Annotated in this window: 15 protein-coding genes; 6 read left to right on the top strand and 9 right to left on the bottom strand. The window is 68.4% G+C overall.

Annotated elements, in window-relative coordinates:
* Nucleotides 1–1,370 precede the first annotated feature (1,370 nt).
* Nucleotides 1,371–2,402 carry a ParB/RepB/Spo0J family partition protein gene (locus AB0M54_RS27460; protein ID WP_364474424.1) on the bottom strand — a complete coding sequence of 344 codons (1,032 nt, stop codon included), beginning with the start codon at nt 2,400–2,402 and terminating at the stop codon, nt 1,371–1,373.
* Nucleotides 2,399–3,403: a ParA family protein gene (locus AB0M54_RS27455; RefSeq protein ID WP_364316920.1), complete on the bottom strand. Its 1,005-nt coding sequence runs from the start codon at nt 3,401–3,403 to the stop codon at nt 2,399–2,401. The genes AB0M54_RS27460 and AB0M54_RS27455 overlap by 4 nt, the downstream gene beginning before the upstream one ends.
* Nucleotides 3,404–4,319: 916 nt before the next feature.
* Between AB0M54_RS27455 and AB0M54_RS27450 the strand changes: the two genes are divergently transcribed.
* Complete coding sequence (locus AB0M54_RS27450) at nt 4,320–5,051, top strand: hypothetical protein (protein ID WP_364474423.1); 732 nt, start codon at nt 4,320–4,322, stop codon at nt 5,049–5,051.
* 341 nt (nt 5,052–5,392) lie between these two features.
* Here AB0M54_RS27450 and rsmG read toward each other — a convergent pair whose 3' ends face one another.
* The 6 genes from rsmG to rpmH all read right to left on the bottom strand — a co-directional run bounded on the left by rsmG (nt 5,393) and on the right by rpmH (nt 8,605).
* A complete protein-coding gene (gene rsmG / locus AB0M54_RS27445; protein ID WP_364474422.1) occupies nt 5,393–6,121 on the bottom strand; it encodes a 16S rRNA (guanine(527)-N(7))-methyltransferase RsmG in 729 nt (242 codons plus the stop codon).
* Nucleotides 6,121–6,687 (bottom strand): R3H domain-containing nucleic acid-binding protein, encoded by a 567-nt coding sequence (locus AB0M54_RS27440; RefSeq protein WP_364312271.1) that lies wholly within the window; start codon nt 6,685–6,687, stop codon nt 6,121–6,123. Before AB0M54_RS27440 ends, rsmG begins: the two co-directional genes overlap by 1 nt.
* A gap of 88 nt (nt 6,688–6,775) precedes the next feature.
* Nucleotides 6,776–7,819, bottom strand: a complete 1,044-nt coding sequence (gene yidC, locus AB0M54_RS27435) for a membrane protein insertase YidC (protein ID WP_364474421.1) — start codon at nt 7,817–7,819, stop codon at nt 6,776–6,778.
* A 1-nt stretch (nt 7,820) separates the two neighbouring features.
* Nucleotides 7,821–8,078, bottom strand: a complete 258-nt coding sequence (gene yidD / locus AB0M54_RS27430) for a membrane protein insertion efficiency factor YidD (protein WP_364312265.1) — start codon at nt 8,076–8,078, stop codon at nt 7,821–7,823.
* The gene (rnpA, locus tag AB0M54_RS27425; protein WP_364312262.1) at nt 8,075–8,431 is read right to left on the bottom strand and encodes a ribonuclease P protein component; all 357 of its coding nucleotides are present in this window, start codon (nt 8,429–8,431) and stop codon (nt 8,075–8,077) included. Before rnpA ends, yidD begins: the two co-directional genes overlap by 4 nt.
* Before the next feature lie 36 nt (nt 8,432–8,467).
* On the bottom strand, nt 8,468–8,605 hold the full coding sequence (gene rpmH / locus AB0M54_RS27420) for a 50S ribosomal protein L34 (RefSeq protein ID WP_364312259.1): 138 nt from the start codon (nt 8,603–8,605) through the stop codon (nt 8,468–8,470).
* A gap of 533 nt (nt 8,606–9,138) precedes the next feature.
* Between rpmH and dnaA the strand changes: the two genes are divergently transcribed.
* The 5 genes from dnaA to AB0M54_RS27395 all read left to right on the top strand — a co-directional run bounded on the left by dnaA (nt 9,139) and on the right by AB0M54_RS27395 (nt 15,836).
* Nucleotides 9,139–10,839 carry a chromosomal replication initiator protein DnaA gene (dnaA, locus tag AB0M54_RS27415; protein ID WP_364312256.1) on the top strand — a complete coding sequence of 567 codons (1,701 nt, stop codon included), beginning with the start codon at nt 9,139–9,141 and terminating at the stop codon, nt 10,837–10,839.
* A 1,289-nt stretch (nt 10,840–12,128) separates the two neighbouring features.
* Nucleotides 12,129–13,262, top strand: a complete 1,134-nt coding sequence (dnaN, locus tag AB0M54_RS27410) for a DNA polymerase III subunit beta (RefSeq protein ID WP_364312253.1) — start codon at nt 12,129–12,131, stop codon at nt 13,260–13,262.
* A 38-nt stretch (nt 13,263–13,300) separates the two neighbouring features.
* Nucleotides 13,301–14,173 (top strand): phosphogluconate dehydrogenase (NAD(+)-dependent, decarboxylating), encoded by an 873-nt coding sequence (gene gnd, locus AB0M54_RS27405; RefSeq protein ID WP_364312250.1) that lies wholly within the window; start codon nt 13,301–13,303, stop codon nt 14,171–14,173.
* A gap of 15 nt (nt 14,174–14,188) precedes the next feature.
* Nucleotides 14,189–15,316: a DNA replication/repair protein RecF gene (recF, locus tag AB0M54_RS27400; RefSeq protein ID WP_364312247.1), complete on the top strand. Its 1,128-nt coding sequence runs from the start codon at nt 14,189–14,191 to the stop codon at nt 15,314–15,316.
* Complete coding sequence (locus AB0M54_RS27395) at nt 15,309–15,836, top strand: DciA family protein (protein ID WP_364312244.1); 528 nt, start codon at nt 15,309–15,311, stop codon at nt 15,834–15,836. The genes recF and AB0M54_RS27395 overlap by 8 nt, the downstream gene beginning before the upstream one ends.
* A 34-nt stretch (nt 15,837–15,870) precedes the next feature.
* Here the strand turns inward: AB0M54_RS27395 and AB0M54_RS27390 are convergent, their stop codons facing one another.
* Nucleotides 15,871–16,437 carry a hypothetical protein gene (locus tag AB0M54_RS27390; protein ID WP_364312242.1) on the bottom strand — a complete coding sequence of 189 codons (567 nt, stop codon included), beginning with the start codon at nt 16,435–16,437 and terminating at the stop codon, nt 15,871–15,873.
* Nucleotides 16,438–16,721 lie beyond the last annotated feature (284 nt).

Below are 16,721 nucleotides of genomic sequence, written 5' to 3'. Positions count from 1 at the left end.
CCGCATAAGTCACCGCTTCAACCAAGACCCATCCCACGCCGCTTCGCGCCGCGGGATGCTGCCGCGTATCTGGTCACGGTCGATTTTCGAGTTAGAGGTTTCGGACAGCGATCGAGACTGCGGCGATCCCGAGGCCACTCCTGTGGGCCGACGCTGGAGCACCAGGCAAGCGATCGCCCCCAACGCGACCGTGCGCCGGACCACGTGACTGGGACGGAGTCTCCCGGACAGCGGCATCGCGCTCTGTCGTGTTCTCAGTGCTGTGGCCTCGATGGGAGGCTCCCCGCGTCACGTTTCACGTGAAACGAGCGGCGTGCCTTCCAAAGCCAACGATCGGCGAACCTCTGAGGCTACAAGTTGGCCGCCGCAACTCAGCAAGAGTCGCGGCGGCCTTGGGTGGCAGGTCCAGCACACTCTGCCGGTTCGACGCGAGGGAATACCAGACCGACTTCAGGGCCGAGGATCGCTAACTCGCCGCCAGACCTCCCAACGAGATGACACGCCCTTTTACGAGCCCTCGTGAAGACTTGACTGCGGCGCGGATACGCGATTCGTCGGGAAAGGGGATCGCTGGCACAAACCACTGGGCGAAGACGCGGCCGGTGCCACGGCAGGCCTCGCGCGGCTCTTGCCCGAACCGTCGCCCCTCCGTCGCCCAGGGCCGGGAGCTGCTCGCCGCGGAGATTGGCGTGAACTCGCGCGGACCTGCTCTGGCTCGGCTTTGGCGTCGATATGGGTCACGCCGCCTCTATGCCGAAGGTGCACTACTACCGCTCGTAAGGCGACCGCCTTCGCCTCGGTCGGTCGCTGCGTTAACCGGCAACCTCGGCCCGCTCGCCGGTCAATCCGAGCTGCCAGTTTGGCGACAACGAGGCCGCCCGATTCGGCGTCGACCGGGAGCAGGCGGGCCAGGCGGATTAGGTCTCACCATGCCACGCCATTTGAGGTCACACCCCGCGAGGTCACCACCAGTCAACGGCCGCTTCTCCAGCGGCCGCCCCTGATCTGTCCGAGCCTGACCTAAGCAATGAGTCGAAGTCACGAAGGAAGCCAAGTCGTGGCGGACGAAATCAGATCTGACCGCCCCTACAACCCAACGGAAAACGAGGTAAATCCGGGTTGAGGTCGATCCAGCCCGGCCGCGGGGCGAAAGCGAAGTGATCTTGGGTTTGAATCACACGGGAGTAGTTCGGCGTCCGACTAGAAATCTCAGGAGAATCAGCCTGGGAGAATTTGTTGAATCTTATAGTTTTAGCCTCGCTCCGCCCCTGGTCAGAGGGTAGGCGGTCGCGCGAGTCGAGACATGAAGAAGGCACGTAATCCACAAGATCACGTGCCTTGCGTTCCCCTCGAGACCGCGGAGGAGAGGTTCAGCTCTCCGGGTTGTCGGAGCCCTCTTCCTCGACGCCGATCATGCCGACGATGCGCTCTAGATCGTCCACCGTCGCGAACTCGATAGTGATCTTGCCCTTGTTCCGTCCTATGTCGACCTTGACCCGCGTGTCGAAGCGGTCGGAGAGGCGTTCGGCCAAGTCGTTCAGGGCGGGGGCGTGAACCTTGGGGCGGCGGGACGGTGCTGCCTTCTTGGCCGGGCTGCCGTCGGCCAGGGCCAGGGACACCAGTTCCTCGGTCGACCGGACGGACAGACCTTCCTCAACGATGCGAAGCGCCAGGGCGTCCTGGGCGTCGCTGTCGTCCAAGCTCAGGAGCGCCCGGGCGTGGCCGGCCGACAGGACGCCGGCTGCGACGCGGCGCTGGACCTTCGCCGGGAGGTTCAGGAGGCGGATGGTGTTCGAGATCTGGGGGCGGCTGCGCCCTATGCGCTTCGCCAGTTCCTCGTGCGTGGCGCCGAACTCCTCCAGCAGCTGCTGGTAGGCGGCCGCCTCTTCCAGAGGGTTGAGGTTGGCGCGGTGGATGTTCTCGAGCAGTGCGTCGCGGAGCATGGCGTCGTCGCGGGTGTCGCGGACGATCGCCGGGATGGTCTCCTTGCCGACCGCTTGGGCGGCACGCCAGCGGCGCTCGCCCATGACCAGTTCGTAGGTGTCGTTGCCGAGGTCGCGGACGACGATCGGCTGCAGGAAGCCGACCTCCTGGATGGAGACCTTCAGTTCCTCGAGTGCGTCCTCGTCGAAGACGTGCCGGGGCTGCTTCGCGTTCGGCTGGATCGACGTGACCGGCAACTCGGCGAACCGGGCGCCCGGCACCGGGGCCAGCTCGCTGGACGGGTCACTCGCCGGCGGCTCGGGTACGGGCTCGGGCTCGGCCGGTGCGGCGAACTGGGTAGGCGCGGGACTCGGCGCCGGGGGAGGACTGGGCTCCTCGGTCGCGACGGCCGCGGCCGGTGCGGTCGGAATCAGAGCGCCCAGGCCCCGGCCGAGGCCTCCCCGTGGACGGTTCTTCATGCGGTGCCTCCGTTACTGACCCCACGCATCGCGATCTCCAGAGCGGCCTCGAAGTAACTGGTGGCACCACGCGAGCCCGGGTCGTACGTCATGACGGACTGGCCGTAGCTCGGCGCCTCCGACACCCGGACGTTGCGCGGGATCACCGCGTGCAGAACCTTGTCGCCGAAGTGGTTCCGTACATCCTGCTCGACCGCGTCCGCCAAACGAGTGCGGCGGTCGTACATCGTCAGCAGGATCGTCGAGACGTCCAGCGTCGGGTTCAGGTGTTGGCGCACCAGGTTGATGTTATTGATCAACTGGTTGAGGCCCTCAAGCGCGTAGTACTCGCACTGAATCGGGATCAGCACTTCCTGAGCGGCGCAGAGTGCGTTCACCGTCAGCAGGCCCAGCGACGGCGGGCAGTCGATGAAGACGTAGTCGAACTTCTCGGGGTGCGCGGAGATGGCCCGGGCGAGGCGGGACTCGCGCGCCACGACGGAGACCAGCTCAATCTCGGCGCCGGCCAGGTCGATGGTGGCGGGCACGCAGAACAGGTTCGGAATGCCCTCGACGGCCTGCGCCACCTCGCTGAGCGGCACGTTGTCGATCAGACAGTCATAGACGTCGGGTACGCCGGCGTGGTGCGGAACGTTGAGTCCGGTGGACGCGTTGCCCTGCGGATCCAGGTCGACCACGAGCACACGGTTGCCATGTAGCGCGAGCGCCACTGCCAGGTTCACCGTCGTCGTGGTCTTGCCGACGCCGCCCTTCTGGTTCGCGACGCAGAGAACCCTCGGATGATCGGGCCGCGGCATCGTGATTTCACCGCTGGGATTGAGGATCTGCACAGCACGCAACGCTTCCATGGCCAGAGGCGGATCGTCCTCATCCCCGCCCGGCGTTTCACGTGAAACATGCTCGTCCGGACGACGGTCACTCTGCTCCATCGGCGGCGCGGTGGTTGCCGCATCGGCCGTTGGCGTAGAGCCAGACACTGGCGCCGACGTTGGTGCCGTCAGCCCACTCCGCGGCTCGGGGGCTGGCGCGTGCGGTTCGTGGCCGTACCCATGGTCGCCGGATTGACCACCACCTTGCCCGCCGGCCTCGTTCCCCGGCGGCGATGACTGCGGTCCGACCGGAGTGCCGTAGACCTGACCGCTGGACCCTTGAGCGCTGGCGTGGCCGGTACCGGTTCGCGGCTGAGACATGCTCGACCCACCGTCGGCATTCCCCTTCAGCGAGAAGCCGATGGTGGCCGATGTCGACCTACCCCAAGATTCCCCGGCGTACGGAGAAGCGGACGCTGAGTTATCTACACCAGCGAACGAGGTGGTTTCACGTGAAACACCGTGTCCGTTCGGTGAAAAACCGTCGAGGCCACTGCCGTACTCATGCACCGTCTTGTCCCTGCCTGCTTGGAATGGGTCGGCACCGCGAGTGCCCACCTCGGCACCGTCGGGCGACGCAAGAGGTGGGGCAAGAGGCGGTGCACCGGGTGCGCCCGCCAACCGGTCCACACTATCGACGCGCGGCCAGCCTACGGCTGCCGGGCGGTGCGTGCCACGCCTGTCCGCCTGATAGGGCGACGTGCCACGAGCCACATTCGTCACTGAAGCGCTGTGAGTGTGACCGGCCGAGTAAGTGTCGTCGGATCGCGTTGACACATCGACCGAGTGATGCATGGGAAGAGTCTGAGCCGGCGCCGCTGACGCCGAGGTTGACCAGGCTAGATCCGAACCATCGTCGCCAGCAAGACCCAAATCCGGACCTGTGGAAAACTGACGGATCCCTTGCAGGACGGGGAATACGCCGGCCTCGGCGGCCCCGCCGGCCAGGTGCGGCGGCCGCGGTGTGTTGTCGGTCTCAAAAACCATGCAGCCGGGTACGAGCGCCAGCCGCGCACCGAAAACCGGCCCAGGTCGAGCGGGCCATCCCGTGTCCGAAAAGGCCCGCCGCGCCCGCCGAGGCCGCGGCGACAACCGCGAACGCCGCGACGCAGCCAGCGAGGCAGGCGACACGTCAGCCGATCCAGGCGCCGCCGCCGGAGTAGGCGACTCGGGCAAGCCAGGCGACGCGTCGGACGGCCTGGTCGACGCCGGCGACGAGATACGCGACCCCGGCAAGCCAGGCGAGGACACCGACTCTGAGACCGGTGAGGACACCGACTCTGGGGAGAAGACCGACGCCGTGGGCGAGGCCGATGCCGATGCCGCGAGCGGAAGTCCAACAGAGGGGGCGAGCGACGGGGACGGCTCTGGTGGTAAGGCCGCCGTCGATGCAGACGACCCAGCCGGCAACGCGGTCCGCGAAGGCAACGCGGCCAACATGGCCGACGCAACTGACAACGCAGGCAACGCCGACTCTAAAGAATCGACAGTGGCAGGGCGCCGCTCACCGGGCGCGACCCCACTCACCCGCCAAGGCGAAGAGCGCAGCCCAGGCGTCGGCGAGAAAGCAGCAGAGGGATTGGCATTCGGCGAGGACGCCAAGGGGCGAGGACGCCGCGGCGACGGCCGAGGCGAGTTCAACGGTCGCGGCAGGTTCGATGTCCGCGGCGAGCTCGATAGACGCGGCGAGTTCGACCGGGCCGCCGGCCCGCGTACCGCCCAAAGGTCGACCCCCACGGCCGGATCAGCGCTAACGGCACCAAGCCAATGCTCTGGCTGAGGAACCCAGAAAGACGAGCCCACCTCAAGAGGAGGCGAAGGCGAACCCGAGGACGAGGGCGAAGGCGAAGGCAAAGACGAGATCGGCGACGAACCCGGCGGAGACGACCGATGCGAGGCAAGGCCATCACCCACGGAGGCTCCAGAATCCGAGATGGCCGAACCCGCCGAGGAAGCCGGCGGCAGAAAGGCTGAGGAAGGCGGCAGGGGAGGGGCCGACGACGAAAACCCAGGCGAGGCCCCCGAAGGTGACGGATCGGAAGAAGGCGACGGGCGTGCGGCCGACCCCGGCAATCGCCCCACTCGCCTGCGTGCGTCGCGCCTGCCGCCACCCATCCGTACCTATCCCTTTCGCGATCTCCTTCGCCCCGACCCCGACGACCGTGACGACCGGGAGGGCCCCACAGCCCGCTCCCGAACTACCTCCACCACAGTCGTAGGCGGCTCGATCACCCCGACCCCGCACCGCAGAACCACCGGCGCCGACCCGCCGAGCCGAGCGACCTCCGCCGCGTGCGAGGTGGCCTCCTCAGCCGCCGTCGACCCCTTCAACGCCAGCACCCGGCCACCAACGGCGGCCAACGGCAGGCACCACCGAACCAGCCGGTCCAGTGGCGCCACCGCCCGCGCGGTGACCACGTCGGCGGGGTCCAGCCGGACCTCTTCCGCCCGGCCCCGGACGACCGTGACGGTCGAGGTGAGGCCGAGGTGGGTCACCGCCTCGGACAGGAAGGCGGTTCGTCGTGCCAGTGGTTCGACCAGGGTGATGCGCAGATCGGGCCGAACCACTGCGAGCACGATACCGGGCAAACCGGCACCAGAGCCCACGTCAACCACCGAAGCGCCGATACCTATCTTTTCGGACATCACGGCGCAGTTGTCGAGGTGGCGCTCCCAGATGCGCGGAGCCTCGCGTGGGCCGATCAGTCCCCGTGTCACGCCTTCCGTCACCAGCAAGGAGGCGTACTCAACGGCCAGCGGGAGCCGCGAGCCGAAGATCGAGGAAGACGAAGGCCCGGGCGAAACGACGCCCGGGCCAAGGTCATCCCCGCTGAGAAGCGGGTCACTCATCAGTCCACCGCACTCACGACAATCCGCCGGTTGGGCTCGACGCCCTCCGACTCGCTCTCCACGCCCGGGATCGCGTTGACGACGTCGTGGACGCACTTGCGCTCGAACGCCGACATCGGCTCCAGGCGCACGGCGTCACCGTGCTCCTTCACCTTCTCGACGGCGTTGCGGGCGACGGCGGCCAGCTCCTTGCGCCGGTTGGCGCGGTAGCCGCCGATGTCGAGCAACAGCCGGCTCGGCGTGCCGGTCGCCCGGAAGATCGCCAGGCGGGTCAGCTCCTGCATCGCTTCCAGCGTGGCGCCGCGCTGGCCGACCAGGGCCTGCAAGCGACCGCCCACGACCTCGACCATCGGACGGCCGGCCGACACCAGCTCGTCGATGTCGCCGTCGTAGTCCAGGATGTCCAGCAGTCCTTCGACGTAGTCGGCAGCGATCTCGCTCTGCCGGAACAGCTCGCTGTCGGAAGCCACGCTCTCCGACTTCTTGGTCTCCTCGGGTGCGGCCTCCGGGGAGTCGGTCTCCGCCGCTTCGGAGACCGATGAATCGGGAGTGCTGGTGTCGGTCACGGTGTCATCTCCGTACTAATCGGTCCGGACCTGGTTCGGTCCGCTGTTCCCACGCCGTAGGAGCCGGGCATGGGGAGGTTTGCGTGGGTCAGCTCCGCGGCTTGTTCGCCGGTCGGGCGCCCTTCTTGGGAACTGTCGGCTTGGCCCCTGGCTTAGGCGCGCGCGATTTCGCGTCGACAACCGGGCTCTGCGGCTCGGGCTCGGTGGGCTTGTTGCGACCGAAGAGACCTCCGCCGGTACGCGCCGGCTGCACCGGACCGCTCGCCTTGTTGCCGTTCTTCTTGGCCGGCGGGCCAGTCTTGGCCGGGCCGGCCTTGCTGCCCGAGTCCGACTTGTTCATCTGTGGCGGCGGGAACTTCCGCAGCACCCACTGCTGCTGACCCAGCGTGAAGAGGTTGTTCGTCACCCAGTAGATGACCACACCGATGGGGAACAGCGAGCCGGAAACCAGAAGCGACAGCGGGATGCCGTACAGCATCAGGCGCTGGATCATCTTCTGCTGCGGGTCTTCGGCCCAGCCGGTCTTGAGGATCATCTGACGGCTGGTGAGGTACGTCGTGGCCATCATGATCAGGACCAGGATGGCGGCGACGACCTTCACGGTCGTGGTGTTGTTGGTGCCGAGGGCGTTCAACTCGGCCGGGGTCGACCCGAACTTGGCGGGCAGCGGCACCGTGAACAGGGCCGCGTGCGTCGCGCTCTCGAACTGCTCGACGGTCCATCCGTACAGCGTCTTGCCCTGGTTCTCGGGCGACAGCCGCCGCAGCACGTGGAAGAGGCCCAGGAAGACCGGCACCTGCAAGAACATTGGAAGGCAACCCATCAGCGGATTGGCCTTCTCCGTCTTGTAGAGCTCCATCATTTCTTTCTGGAGCGTCTCCCGGTCGCCCTTGTGCTTCGCCTGAAGCTCCTTGACCTTGGGCTGGAGAGCCTGCATCGCCCGCTGGGACTTGATCTGCTTCACGAAGACCGGGAACAGCACGACGCGGAGCGTGACCACGAGGAAAATGATCGAGAGGATCCACGCCCAGTTGGTACCCAGGACAGGACCGTCGGGCACGATGAATGACCACAGAGCGTGCCATTTCAGGAGGATCCACGAGATGGCGTAGTAGATCCAGTCGAGACTCAATTCATGCTCCAGTCACATCGGCCGGTCGGTGACGGATGGGTTCGGGCACCGGGTCGTACCCGCCGGGGTGGAACGGATGACAGCGCAGGATCCGCCAGACCGCCAGCGCCGTGCCCCTCAGAACGCCGTGCCGCTCCAGTGCTTCGAGGGCATAAGCGCTGCACGAGGGGTAGAACCGACAGCGGGCCGGCAGAGCCGGGCTCAGGTATCGACGGTACGCGACGATCGGCCAGGCGAGCAGTCGGGCAGGCCCGGTCATCGCCGCCGCCGCGCGGTCCGGGCCGCGGTGAGCGCGGCGTCGAGGTCGGTGCCGAGCGTCTCGGCGGTCGCGGTCGCCGCCGCGGGCAGGGCGCGCACCACGAGCGTCGCGCCGGCCGGGAGGTCGGCCAGCCTCGGGCGTACGAGATGACGCAGCCGCCGCCGCACCCGGTTCCGCACCACCGCGTTCCCGACCGCCTTGGACACGACAAAGCCGGCGCGTGCCGCGGGGGCGAGCGCCGGCTCATCGATCTGAAGGTGGACGACCAGGGTGCCGCGGCCGACTCGGCGGCCACCACGAAACGCTGCGGTGAAGTCGCTGCTCTTCCGCAGTCGCTGCGCTGCGGCCAGCACGGCTACCTGGGCATTCCCGGGCGGGCGAGCTGTCGGCTAGGCCGACAGCTTGCCGCGGCCCTTGGAACGGCGGTTGGCGAGGATCGCGCGGCCGGCCCGGGTGCGCATGCGCAGCCGGAAGCCGTGGGTCTTCGCACGACGGCGGTTGTTCGGCTGGAAGGTGCGCTTGCTCACGTCAGGACTCCGAATCCGTGCACTACAAAGACAAGGGGCATCGCTGCCAGACGACCACTCTAGCAGGGGTGCGGCAAGGCAACCGCCCGACCCTACGCAGGCTGCGGGTGGTGGTCAACGATACCGGCCGTGGCACGCCGCGGATGATCTCCAGGTCGATCTTAGGACGGCACAGATGCACGTCTTTCTGCGCCGGAAGTGAATCTCCGCCTGCCCGGACGCACAGCAGGGTGGGACGCCGGTTGAAGCGGCGGTGGCAGCGCTGTTAGCGTGCCCGTTTGCTGGTCTCCGGCGTCGGGAGCCGAGCGGCTCGGTCCGGGGGCGGAACCGGGCGGTGCGGTGAATCGTTCGGCACGGTGAGCCTGTCAACCCGCGCCAGCGCAGGCTCCAGGGGTGAGCGACTGCCGACGCGCCCACAGCTTGTGGATAACCTGTGGATAGCCGGTGGACGAGAGTTGGGGGATTCGGTCGAGGCAGGGACGGACGGCCGGACAATGCCGCCGGGGGTCGGTGGTGATGGGGGTGGCGCGGCGGTGGCCGATTCAGGCGACCTGAGCGGGGTGTGGGACGCGGCGGTGGCCGAGCTCGCTGACGAGATCGTGTCGGCGCAGCAGCGGGCGTACCTTCGCCTCACTCGCCTGCGGGCGATAGTGGAAGACACCGCTCTACTCTCTGTGCCCGACGCGTTCACCCGTGACGTGATCGAGTCCCGGCTGCGGCCGGCCATCACCGACGCGCTGTCGCGCCGGCTGGGCCGTGCGATACAGGTCGCTGTCACGGTCCGCCCGCCCGAGGACGGCACCGGTATGCCCGGCACCGTCTACGGAACGCCGCCGCCGGTCCAGCCGCCGCCACCGCCGGCTCATTACGCCGAGCCGACCGGTTCGGCCCAGCATTCGTCGCATTCCCAGCCGTACTCGAGGTCTGTTCCGACCGCCCGCGAAGCGCAAGAACCACTCTTCCGGACCGACCCGCCGGTGCCGGTCCTGGCGCCGCAGCCGCCCGCCGCCCTGCCGGCCGCGGCCGTCGAGAAGAAGCTGCCCAACGACACGAGCCGGCGGATGGCGACCGAGCAGGCACAGCTGCGCGACAACCTCGGCTACGTGGACGACCGCCGCGACGACACCTTGCGCATGACGCAGGGCGGCGACTCCGGCCCGATGCGCAACACGTCCGGCGCCGACCGCCGCCCCGGTGGCAACGACGGCAACCGGCTCAACCCGAAGTACATGTTCGAGACGTTCGTCATCGGTTCGTCGAACCGTTTCGCCCACGCCGCCTCCGTCGCGGTCGCCGAGTCGCCCGCGAAGGCGTACAACCCGCTGTTCATCTACGGCAGCTCCGGGCTGGGTAAGACCCACCTGCTGCACGCGATCGGCCACTACGCGACGACGCTGGGTCACGCGCGCTCGGTCCGCTACGTGTCCACAGAGGAATTCACCAACGACTTCATCAACAGCCTGCGCGACGACAAGACGCAGGCCTTCCAGCGGCGCTACCGCGACGTTGACATCCTGCTGATCGACGACATCCAGTTCCTGGAGAACCGCGAGCGCACCCAGGAAGAGTTCTTCCACACGTTCAACACGCTGCACAACGCGAACAAGCAGATCGTGATCAGCTCGGACCGCTCCCCGCGCCAGCTGGCCACCCTCGAGGACCGCATGCGCACCCGCTTCGAGTGGGGCCTGCTCGCCGACATCCAGCCGCCCGACCTCGAGACCCGCATCGCGATCTTGCAGAAGAAGGCCGCGCAGGAGCGCATGTTCGCTCCCGACGACGTGCTCGAGTTCATCGCGTCACGCGTCTCGAACTCCATCCGCGAACTCGAGGGCGCCCTCATCCGGGTGACCGCGTTCGCCAGCCTGACCCGCAGCTCGGTGCAGCTCAGCCTGGCCGAGGAGGTCCTGCGCGACTTCATGCCGGACGGCGCCGGCCCCGAGATCACCGCCGACCAGATCATGGTCTCCACCGCCGACTACTTCGGCGTCAGCCTCGAGGACCTGCGCGGCCACTCCCGCAGCCGCGTCCTGGTCAACGCCCGCCAGGTCGCCATGTACCTCTGCCGCGAACTGACCGACCTCTCCCTCCCCCGAATCGGCCAGGCCTTCGGCGGCCGCGACCACACCACGGTCATGCACGCCGACCGCAAGATCCGCCAACACATGGCCGAGCGCCGCTCGCTCTACAACCAGATCGCCGAGCTGACCAACAGGATCAAACAAAACACCTGATGGGTACGCCCGACTGAGAAGTCCCGCCCTCTCGGCGGCCTCACTGCAACTCCAGACCGTCCCCCGCCATCCGGCCCGGCGGTTGCGACGTCGGTTGCGGCAGTCGGCCCGGTCCGGGCTAATTCAGGAGCACCATGCCGGCGGGGCTGCCACTCACCCTGGTTGCCGCAGGTCGCGCGAATCCCCTCGATGCAGCATGCGGGACTACCGCTCTGCCCTACCACCATCAAGCCGGGTGGTAGGCCAAGACGGCATCGGAAGCCCGAATTGCGCGCCCAGCTACCACCCCACGAAGCGTGGTAGCGCAAGCCAGCTCAACCTCGACCCGGCGGCAACCAGGGTGAGTGGGCAGCCCCGGCGGCATGGTGCTCCTGAAGTAACCGCAACCACGCAACGCGCCGCGCCCGGCGGCAACCAGGGTGAGCGGGCAGCCCGCCGGCATGGTGCTCTCCGAAGTAACCCGGACCCAGCACCCCAGCGCACCCGCGGCATCCACAGCGCCCCAAGCGTCGGCCGCGGCCAACCCCTCACCGCCCGGACGCCGGGAAACGGCCCCGCACCCAGGCCGCCGAGAGGTCAGAACGGCGCCCGTACCAAGAAGGCCGGAAGCAAAACAGCCGTGGCCCCGCCAGGCCACGACCGTGAACCGACTTTGCCCTGGTGAACGTGCCATTGTTATCCACCGTTCGTCCCCAGGGGTTTGTCCCCAGCGGTGGATAACTCCCGCACGAGTTACCCACAGATGTGGACAACTCCTGGGGAAATCGATGTGGACAAGCACTCAGCGTCACATCTTTGTCCACCGCCTGTGGACGGCTGTGGATTTCCTGTTGAAGGTTCTGGGGACGACGAGCCGGTAGCGTCCCGGCGTTATCCCCAGGCCTGGGCACAAACCCGGTGGATATCCGGTGGATAGCCGGTGGACAACGGTGGACAACCGCCGCCGCGGCGGGGACTGTGGACGCGGACCCGGGTTTATACCCCGGTTACCCACAGGCAACACACCGGTGGATAACCTTCTGACCAGCGCAAACGGGAGTTCTCCACAGTGTGCACAGGACCGATGGTTATGACGAGTTATCTCTTCTAAGAAAACAAAAACCAATCACCGGCGTTGGGCTGGGTGTGGACAAGCCGCTTTGCGAGGAGAAGGGCTTCCCAGCACCGAGGCCGGTCGAGCGGTGCCATAGAGTTCTGGTTCCATCCCGAAGTAGCAGGCCCCCAAGTAGCAGCCCCTAGTAGCAGCCAGACAGCAGACGTACGCGTACGAGGAAGTCGCGGAGGACAGCATGAAGTTCCGGGTGGAGCGAGACGCACTCGCCGACGCTGTGGCGTGGACGGCCAAGAGCCTGCCCAGCCGCCCGTCGGTGCCGGTCCTCGCCGGCGTCATGCTGCGAGCCGAAGAGGGCCGGCTGCACGTCTCCGGCTTCGACTACGAGGTCTCCAGCCAGGTCAGCGTCGAGGTGCAGGCCGACGCCGAGGGCGCCGCACTGGTCTCCGGCCGGCTGCTCGCCGAGATCACCAAGGCCCTGCCGGCCAAGCCGGTCGACATCGCCGCGGTCGGCGCCCACCTGGAGCTGGTCTGCGGGAGCGCCCGGTTCACGTTGCCGACGATGCCCGTCGAGGACTACCCGACGCTGCCCGACATGCCGTCCAGCGCGGGCACGGTCGACGCGTCGTCCTTCGCCGCCGCGGTCCAGCAGGTGGCGATCGCCGCGGGGCGTGACGAGACCCTGCCGATGATGACCGGTGTCCGGGTGGAGCTGAACGGCCGCAATCTGGCGATGCTGGCCACCGACCGTTACCGGCTGGCCATGCGCGAGATGGAGTGGAACCCGGACGACCCCGAGATCAGCCTGAACGCCCTGGTCCCGGCGAAGACGCTGAACGACACGGCCAAGACGCTGGGCACCGTGGGCGGCGACGTGACGATCGCCCTGGCCCAGGGCAGCGCCGGCGAGGGCATGATCGGCTTCGCGGGCGGCACCCGGCGCACCACCAGCCGGCTGCTTGACGGCGCCAACTACCCGCCGGTGCGCTCGCTCTTCCCGGCCAGCCACAATGCCGAGGCCCGGGTCTCCGTGGCCTCGCTGATCGAGGTGGTCCGCCGGGTGGCCCTGGTGGCCGAGCGGACCACCCCGGTGCTGCTGAGCTTCGGTGAGGACGGCCTGGTTGTCGAGGCCGGTGGTACGGAAGAGGCGCGGGCCAGCGAGGCGATGGACGCCACCTTCACCGGCGAGCCGCTGACCATCGGGTTCAACCCGCAATACCTCATCGACGGCCTGCAGAACCTGGGTTCGCCGACGGCCCAGCTCGCGTTTGTCGACGCGTTCAAGCCGGCTGTGCTCTCGCCGGCCTCCGACGACGGGGAAATCGTGCCGGGTTACCGCTATCTGATCATGCCGATCCGGGTAACCCGCTGATACTTGGGCTGAGAGAACCACACATCTAGGGGGACACCATGCAGCTCGGCCTTGTCGGTCTCGGCCGAATGGGTGGCAACATGCGGGAGCGGATTCGGGAGGCGGGGCACGAGGTCGTCGGGTACGACCGCAACCCCGACATCGCCGACGTCGCCAGTCTCGCCGAACTGGTCGAGAAGCTTCAGGCGCCGCGGGTGGTCTGGACCATGGTCCCGGCCGGGGCGATCACCGAGGGCACCATCGACCAGCTCGCCGACCTGCTGTCGCCGGGTGACCTGATCATCGACGGCGGCAACTCCAAGTTCACCGACGACAAGCCCCGGGCCGAGCGGCTGGCGCCGAAGGGCATCCACTACATGGACGCCGGCGTCTCCGGCGGCGTCTGGGGACACAAGAACGGCTACGCCCTGATGGTCGGGGGCGAGGCGTCGAGCGTCGAGATGGCGATGCCGATCTTCGAGGCGCTCAAGCCGGCCGGCCCGTACGGTTTTGTGCACGCCGGCCCGACCGGGGCCGGTCACTACGCCAAGATGGTCCACAACGGCATCGAGTACGGCATGATGCAGGCCTTCGCCGAGGGCTACGAGCTGCTGGCGGCGTCGGAGTACGTCGACGACGTCCCCGGCATCATCAAGAGCTGGCGCGAGGGCAGCGTGGTCAAGTCCTGGCTGCTCGACCTGTTCGACCTGGCGCTCGACGGTGACCCCAAGCTGGCCCAGCTCAAGGGCTATGCCGAAGACACCGGCGAGGGCCGCTGGACGGTCGACGAGGCGGTCCGCCTGGCCGTCCCGCTGCATGTCATCGCGTCGTCGTTGTTCGCCCGCTTCGAGTCCCGTCAGCCCGATTCGCCCGCGATGAAGGCCGTCGCCGCGCTGCGCCAGCAGTTCGGTGGTCACGCGGTCGTCAGCTGACGGCGCGTCACAGGTATGCACGTTCGCCGGGTCGAGCTCACCGATTTCCGCAGCTACGAGCGGGTGGCGCTTGAGCTCGAACCCGGCGTGACCGTGCTGGTCGGCCCGAACGGGGTCGGCAAGACCAACCTGGTCGAGGCCCTGGGTTACGTGGCCACCCTGGACAGTCACCGGGTCGCCACCGATGCTCCGCTGGTCCGGGCGGGCGCCGCCGCGGCCGTGATCCGGTGCGCGATCGTCCATGACGGACGCGAGCTGCTGGTCGAGCTGGAAATCGTGCCAGGCAAGGCAAATCGGGCAAGACTCAACCGTTCTCCGGTACGCCGGGCGCGTGAGGTTCTGGGCGCGCTGCGGATGGTGCTGTTCGCCCCGGAAGACCTGGAACTGATCCGCGGCGACCCGTCCGAGCGCCGCCGCTACCTCGACGACCTGCTGGTGGCCCGCCAGCCGCGCTACGCCGGCGTCCGGGCCGACTACGACCGGGTGATCAAACAGCGCAACGCCCTGCTCCGGACGGCCTACCTGACCCGCAAGGTGGGCGGCTCGAAGGGCCAGGATCTGTCCACCCTCGCGGTCTGGGACCACCACCTGGCCCAGCACGGCGCCGAGTTGCTGGCCGGCCGGATCGAGCTGGTCACGGCGTTGTCGCCGCATGTCACGAAGGCGTACGACGCGGTCGCCGCGGGCCGGGCGGCGGCCTCCATCGCGTACGCGTCGAAGCTGGGTGAGGGGTTGTCGCCGGACCGCGCGGCGCTCGAGGAGGCGCTGCTGGCCTCGCTCGCCGAGCGGCGGACGGCCGAGATCGAACGCGGGACCACGCTGGTCGGCCCGCACCGCGACGATCTCACGCTGGCGCTGGGCGAGCTGCCGGCCAAGGGGTACGCCAGCCACGGCGAGTCGTGGTCGTTCGCGCTGGCCCTCCGGCTGGCCGCCTACGACCTGCTGCGGGCCGACGGCATCGAGCCGGTGCTGGTCCTCGACGACGTCTTCGCCGAGTTGGACGGTGGCCGGCGTGATCGGCTGGCCGCCCTGGTGTCGGATGCGGCACAGTTGATCGTCACGTGCGCGGTGCCGGAAGACGTACCGACCGCTCTGTCCGGCGCCCGCTTCGAGATCGCACCCGGGACGGTGACGCATGTCTGACCAGCCCCAGGAGCCGGAGGAGCCGAAGAAGGGCCCCGAGCTGGCCCGTGCCGTCATCGAGGCGGCGTTCGCCAAGCGGCGGGCCGCGCCGAAGAAGCAACGCCGGTACGGCGCGGCCGACCCGGAGCGGCGGCTGCGCGGCTACTCCGGTCCCGGGCCCGACCCGCGCGATCCCCAGCCCTTCGGCGCCATGCTCGACCGGCTGATGCGCCAGCGCGGGTGGGAGAAGCCGAAGGCCGAGGCGACCGTCTTCGGCGCCTGGGAGAAGGTCGTCGGCGAGGACATCGCCAAGCACTGCCGGCCGATCAAGCTGGACGACGGCGTGCTGACCGTGGAGGCCGAGTCGACGGCCTGGGCCACCCAGTTGCGGATGCTGGCCGGGAAGCTGCTCAAGAGCATCGCCGCCGAGGTCGGCCACAACATCGTGACCAGGATGAACATCCACGGTCCGACCGCGCCGTCGTGGTCCAAGGGCCCGCGGCGGGTGCAGGGCCGGGGCCCCCGCGACACCTACGGCTAGGCCGCCCGGAGCCGGGGCGGGAGGACAGCCGGGCTCAGTAGTCGGCGAAGACCGCGAAGCCCCGCTCGGCGCAGCGACGGTAGAAGCCGGCCAGAACGACCAGTTCGGTGCGGGCGAACGTCCAGTGCGGCGCGTTGCCCGACTCGTCGCGCATCGCCTCGAGCCGCGAGTCGAGCCAGCGCATCTGCTGCTCGGCCAGCCGTCCGGCCGAGATCGCCGCCCGCATCACCGCGGCCACGCTGTCGAACGTGACCAGGTCGCCGTAGTCGTGGTGACCCTCCACGAACCGTTCCAGCCCGCCGGCGATCCAGGCGCAGCCGTCCGGGTCGATCACCGGGTCTTCATCCTCGGCGGCGGCCTCAGTGGCGTACAACACACCTTGCAGTCCGAGCAGAAGATCCACCAGTTCGGTGTACGCCGTGGCGCGCACCGTGCCGGTCTTGGCGATGTGCAGCGCCAGGGCGCCGGTGGGCGCCGCGATCTCGGGCCGGTCGGCGATCTCGCCGAAGTCGACGAAGTCGGCGGGCGCGACCGGGTCGTAGTACTGGTTCGTACGCGGCCAGTGGACCGCGACGTTGTCCAGGCCCTTGTCCAGCGCCATCAGGCCCACCTCTCCAACCGTGGCCGTGGTTCCATCGCGGCGAAGATTAAAGCACCGCCGTGTGGCGTCGTGAGGCAGTGTCGCAGCGCGTGGCCGCCGGGCCCGGCAGGCGCGCGCGGGGGATCCCGTCCGTATCATTCGCCGTCGCGATGTGGTCGCGGCCCGTGTGGGGGGACGCGTGGGAGGCAGGGTCGACGGCGCTACGGCAATCTGAGGCACCCGGACGGGGTGCCGAACCCTCTATATCTCGCCTCGGCGGAGTAGAATTCCAGGAGACCGGGATA

The organism is Actinoplanes sp. NPDC051470 (assembly GCF_040682035.1).
GTDB lineage: Bacteria > Actinomycetota > Actinomycetes > Mycobacteriales > Micromonosporaceae > Actinoplanes.
This window is presented reverse-complemented; position numbering and strand designations above follow the sequence as displayed.

What these genes read in the sequence shown, in the direction of transcription:
- AB0M54_RS27460 (WP_364474424.1), bottom strand. Translation starts at nt 2,402, where the DNA reads ATGAAGAACCGTCCACGGGGAGGCCTCGGCCGGGGCCTGGGCGCTCTG.
- rsmG (WP_364474422.1), bottom strand. Translation starts at nt 6,121, where the DNA reads ATGAGTGACCCGCTTCTCAGCGGGGATGACCTTGGCCCGGGCGTCGTT.
- yidD (WP_364312265.1), bottom strand. Translation starts at nt 8,078, where the DNA reads ATGACCGGGCCTGCCCGACTGCTCGCCTGGCCGATCGTCGCGTACCGT.
- dnaN (WP_364312253.1), top strand. Translation starts at nt 12,129, where the DNA reads ATGAAGTTCCGGGTGGAGCGAGACGCACTCGCCGACGCTGTGGCGTGG.
- gnd (WP_364312250.1), top strand. Translation starts at nt 13,301, where the DNA reads ATGCAGCTCGGCCTTGTCGGTCTCGGCCGAATGGGTGGCAACATGCGG.
- recF (WP_364312247.1), top strand. Translation starts at nt 14,189, where the DNA reads ATGCACGTTCGCCGGGTCGAGCTCACCGATTTCCGCAGCTACGAGCGG.
- AB0M54_RS27395 (WP_364312244.1), top strand. Translation starts at nt 15,309, where the DNA reads ATGTCTGACCAGCCCCAGGAGCCGGAGGAGCCGAAGAAGGGCCCCGAG.
- AB0M54_RS27390 (WP_364312242.1), bottom strand. Translation starts at nt 16,437, where the DNA reads ATGGCGCTGGACAAGGGCCTGGACAACGTCGCGGTCCACTGGCCGCGT.